A 4,319-nucleotide genomic window follows, 5' to 3' on the forward strand; every position below is an offset into this window, starting at 1 on the left:
CTGACTTATGTAATAACTTGTTTTTTTATTATTGTGTTGATACAGCTAAAATTATTTTTTTCTCCTGAACACCTTTCAATCATCTTATTTTGCAAGAATCAATAAGTGGATTAATCGTTCGTTTTTTAATAAATGTCTGCATAAAATGAATGCCATAAACTATTACGTTCACTTCTCATAAGACTCATTTCTCCAGATTCATCTATTTTCCCTTGAATTCATTAGCTAGCTTCTGAAGTCTTTGAATATCATCATGGCCAACATCAATACTCATAACCTCAGTTTGTTGAAACCATTACCATCTAAAAACGGGTTGGATAGCAATATTATATGCTTAAATTTTGTTGAATCATTTCGCCATTGCTCTGACTTAAAACCGTGCATTATCCCAACTGCTTGAAAACAATTATCTATTGTATCCTCATTAACCTTATGAAACTAAACATAAAACTTGCGTCTGTCTGTACAGTGATTGCTATATAAGTGCCCTACTTTTCCACGTCCCATTCTTTAATTCGATAAGCCTCTAAAAAGTTGTTTAACATTTCATTACCAACAACATAGATTATCTATTCGGGTATAATGAGATGGATTACCAGTGACATAAACCTTATTGCCATTACAACGAATAATGCTTTTTTAAGATGCTGGCTAAAAAATCTGACTAGCCTTTTGATCTTTTCAGTGAAAAGTTAAAAATGTAATGTTTTTTTAAGCTGATATGAAAGTGGTAATATTAAGTTTGATAGTAAAGACGAAACCGTATTTTTAAGCAATATAGCTAAGACAAAGTAATCCGGATGTCCGGACTTGGTTCGGGTGTCACTAGTACCCGAACAAGAAAACTGATGATTTAAATTTTAATTAATAATTTATTAAGTGGTAAAAATATGGAAATTAACTACATAAAATTAGGTGTCACTCTTTTATTAACCATCACACTATCAACTCTAGCTGTGCACGGAATAGAAACATATATTACGGAGTACAAAGCCAGTAAAATAAAAGAAGAAAAGATAATCAAAGACAAAGAATCTTGTTCTTTTTGGACAAAAAAACATTCTGAAATTCAATCAGAATACCGATTAAAAATGAAGACATTTACTTGCCGAAACTCAGATAAAAACTTGCAATAAAGTCCAAAACGGTTCTAGAGTCCACTGTTATAGTATGTGGACTCTTCCCCTTTCCAATAATTCTTATTACTATATGAAATTCTTCCTCATCATCGTCGGAATTCCTTATAAAGATGATAAATGCTAATTAAGTTCACTTCACCAGATCCATTATTTGAACAAAAAGTTGAATTGCTTAAACTACAATTCAGAACCGGTGCTGCATCAAAAGCAGTTCTTAAAGCTGTAGAGAATTATTATAATATTGATAGGAAAGTTGAATTATACGAAGGTCAAATTGATTCAATGCAAGCCGAAATTGATAGACTTAGGTTACTTATCGAAATTAATAAAGAGTCATCTATAAGCACTAAAATCGCCCATCTTCGCAGTTTAAGAACCTAAAAGAGTACAATAGCCCAATTTTGAAGAGTATCGGACATAGCGACCTTTATATCTGTAGGGTGTCTGTTGCTGCCATAACAGTTGTTTGCTGATTAAGGGTTTAACTTGATGTGGGGAGACATAACAACGTTTCAATAAGCGGTAATTTATAGTTGGATAAATTCTTAAAACAGTGAAAACAGCCAACTATATTTTTCTTGTTTAACAACTCGTATATCGGTCTTTCCATGCAGGTTATTGAAAGTTTTCTACCGTTGAAAACATACTATTTTACATAGATTAAATCGAAAATAGTGTGTCCATATAATCCAAAACCAAAAAACTCTTTAACAAAAAGGACATATTTTAAACTACTGTCAAATTTTGCAAAACCAAGGTTAGGATCAAAAAAAACAAAGTTATTTTCACGCTTATTTGTAATAGCTGCGCAAGCGTGACCTTTAACTTTAATAAAGGATCGTCCAGAGGGGCTCTTAAGGGAACTTTTAGCCATACCTTCAGGTGTTTGACATTTTATAAGCGTCGAATTTCTTGACATAGATACCTTTGATATAGATTGATCAAATCCTGTCATGCCTTCGCTGTAATTGCCACCAAATTGTGCTATTCGCTCAGCATAAACAAGTACACCTTTTTCCAAATGTGTATTTTTGTCATCCATTAAATTCTTTGAGTCAGGTATACTATCAAGCCCTAAAAAAGCTATTGATAGCCCTGCACAAACTCCGTCTTGAGCTTTAAGCCCCGTTTGCATACTAGCCCATCTCATACTCAGTCCGGCTCCTTGATCAAACTTTCTTGCTTTACCGCCATGACTTTTTACCAAATCTTGGAACTGTTTGAAACTACTCATAATAACTCTCCTTTAAGTGTTTTTGAATATTGATAGCTCATATCACATAACGCCTTGTTAATAGGCAAAAAATTGTTGGCTAAGATAATCGACAATCGAGAAAAAGCCAACTGTTTTTTGTGATTTTTTAACAAACTTTTAACTTTAGTCTATGTATGTTTTTTCGATGAACATATTTGATATTGCTAAATACGTTCATCTTTTACTTTTATATCTACTTCTTTGCAAAGAATTGCCGGTTACTTTACTTGTGTTATTTATATGTAAACCCACGATGAAATTAATATTTTAAATCCGCCTTTTTAAGGCTTCATTACTGTTAATCCTTGGCAAGCCCAAAAAAACTGGTTAAGGTGTGAACGGTCAAATAACTGGACGGACAACATGAGCATCAAAGAAAAGTTACAACGACAAGTGCAATTTTTTCATCCTGAAAAGAAATATTCGTTTCTACGCGGCGGGTTTTCAAGCTCCGCCCATGCTGCTCTTTTTGGCCTGCGAGAACAATTTTATAACTCCATGAAAGAAACTTTTTCCAACCGGGTTAACGACGCCGCCAAAGAATTATGCGCTGACAGTGACTACGTTCGGGCGATAAAATGCTTGCCACTTAAGACACAAGCTAAGATTGTAGTGCTCGGCGATAGTTTAACCGACGATAGCCAATCATGGTTTTCGATTATCGAACGCTCTTTCGCCATTATCAGACCCGAAGACAATATCCGATTTATCAATCTTGCCGTTTCAGGCGACACTACTACCCAGTTACTGGGGTCGGTGATCCCCGCAGCTCAATTGAAGGCTGATTTGTATTTTAGCTTTAGCGGCACTAATGATGCTCGAATTCAAGGGGGCAGTCGTTACAAACCCTGCACCAGTATTGATGAGGTTGAACGCAATCTCGCCAGTGTGATCGACTTTTCCAAACACCAAACCCATGCCCCTTGGGTTTGGCTAACACCGGTTGGCGTCGATCCTGCCCGTGTCGAAAAGCATGATTTCTTTAAACCATTGATGGCCAGTTGGTGTAACGTTCACATCAACAAAGTAGCAGATATTGTTAACCGTAAGGCTGAAAATGTGATTGATTTGCGTTCACACTTCACAGATTTGGATAACAGCCATCTACTCGATAATGACGGCCTACACTGGTCCATCGACGGCCATCAACTAGCAGCTAAAATTATTATTGCACAATTGGTCAACATATTAAGCTGATAACTTTTTATTATAATTACCAACACGGAGTCATTTTCCGGATTGAAAATAAAGCGCTACCCTCAGCAATCACCCTGCTTTTTTTACCAGCAAAATGAGTATGTATATTGGACAAAATAAAGTATAAACCTCTATCAAATTAATTTTTTAAATGATTTCCCCCCCATTGTTTAATTCATCAGTAAATGTAACATAAATGTTAATATCGATCAATTTTGTTACCTTAAGGTTAATAATAAGCCATTATCTTGTTAAAAAAAGTACAATGTAATGCTTGTTTTATTAGTTTTTCTCCAATATGCTGGTCAGACCAACATCAACGGCAAGGCAGCTAACGATATAAATTCTAGCAGCTTTTGACATAAGTGAAATTTGAGATAAGGTGAAATTATGTTGTTCTCTCTTAGCGATTTATGCGTAAAATTACAACAGCAACGCTGGGGCGGACAGATTAATTTCTGTCCATCTGGTCAAACCTTAACGCATGAAACGATGACCGCACATCAAGACTGGTTGGAGCAAAATATCCATTTTTCTTTTGGTGAAAAAATCATTGTGGTATCAACCCCTACACCTGAAACAGTTTCCACACTTTTGTGGTTGTGGCACAAAGGTGCGGTTGTCGTGCCAGTCAAACATGACATGCAAATGGACGCGATTCAAAAAATTGCTGATGATTGCCATGCGCATGCAGTGATCAAAGATCAAGACATCACTGAACTTGAGCC

General features: G+C 35.6%; 5 protein-coding genes. 4 read left to right on the forward strand and 1 reads right to left on the reverse strand.

Annotation, left to right across the window (positions count from 1 at the left end):
- The first annotated feature begins 890 nt into the window (after positions 1 to 890).
- Positions 891 to 1,136: a hypothetical protein gene (locus HRT50_RS18050; RefSeq protein ID WP_291617082.1), complete on the forward strand. Its 246-nt coding sequence runs from the start codon at positions 891 to 893 to the stop codon at positions 1,134 to 1,136.
- Positions 1,137 to 1,256: 120 nt separating this feature from the next.
- Positions 1,257 to 1,520: a hypothetical protein gene (locus HRT50_RS18055; protein ID WP_291617084.1), complete on the forward strand. Its 264-nt coding sequence runs from the start codon at positions 1,257 to 1,259 to the stop codon at positions 1,518 to 1,520.
- Positions 1,521 to 1,785: 265 nt separating this feature from the next.
- Here HRT50_RS18055 and HRT50_RS18060 read toward each other — a convergent pair whose 3' ends face one another.
- Positions 1,786 to 2,373: a YopT-type cysteine protease domain-containing protein gene (locus HRT50_RS18060; protein WP_291617086.1), complete on the reverse strand. Its 588-nt coding sequence runs from the start codon at positions 2,371 to 2,373 to the stop codon at positions 1,786 to 1,788.
- Positions 2,374 to 2,757: 384 nt separating this feature from the next.
- On the opposite strand from HRT50_RS18060, the gene HRT50_RS18065 reads away from it, so the two are divergent.
- Positions 2,758 to 3,591 (forward strand): SGNH/GDSL hydrolase family protein, encoded by an 834-nt coding sequence (locus HRT50_RS18065; RefSeq protein ID WP_291617088.1) that lies wholly within the window; start codon positions 2,758 to 2,760, stop codon positions 3,589 to 3,591.
- 390 nt (positions 3,592 to 3,981) lie between these two features.
- A partial coding sequence (locus HRT50_RS18070) for a hypothetical protein (protein WP_291617090.1) occupies positions 3,982 to 4,319 on the forward strand: 338 nt, incomplete at its 3' end.

The sequence above is a fragment of the Colwellia sp. genome, from assembly GCF_013215345.1.
Taxonomy (GTDB): domain Bacteria; phylum Pseudomonadota; class Gammaproteobacteria; order Enterobacterales; family Alteromonadaceae; genus Colwellia.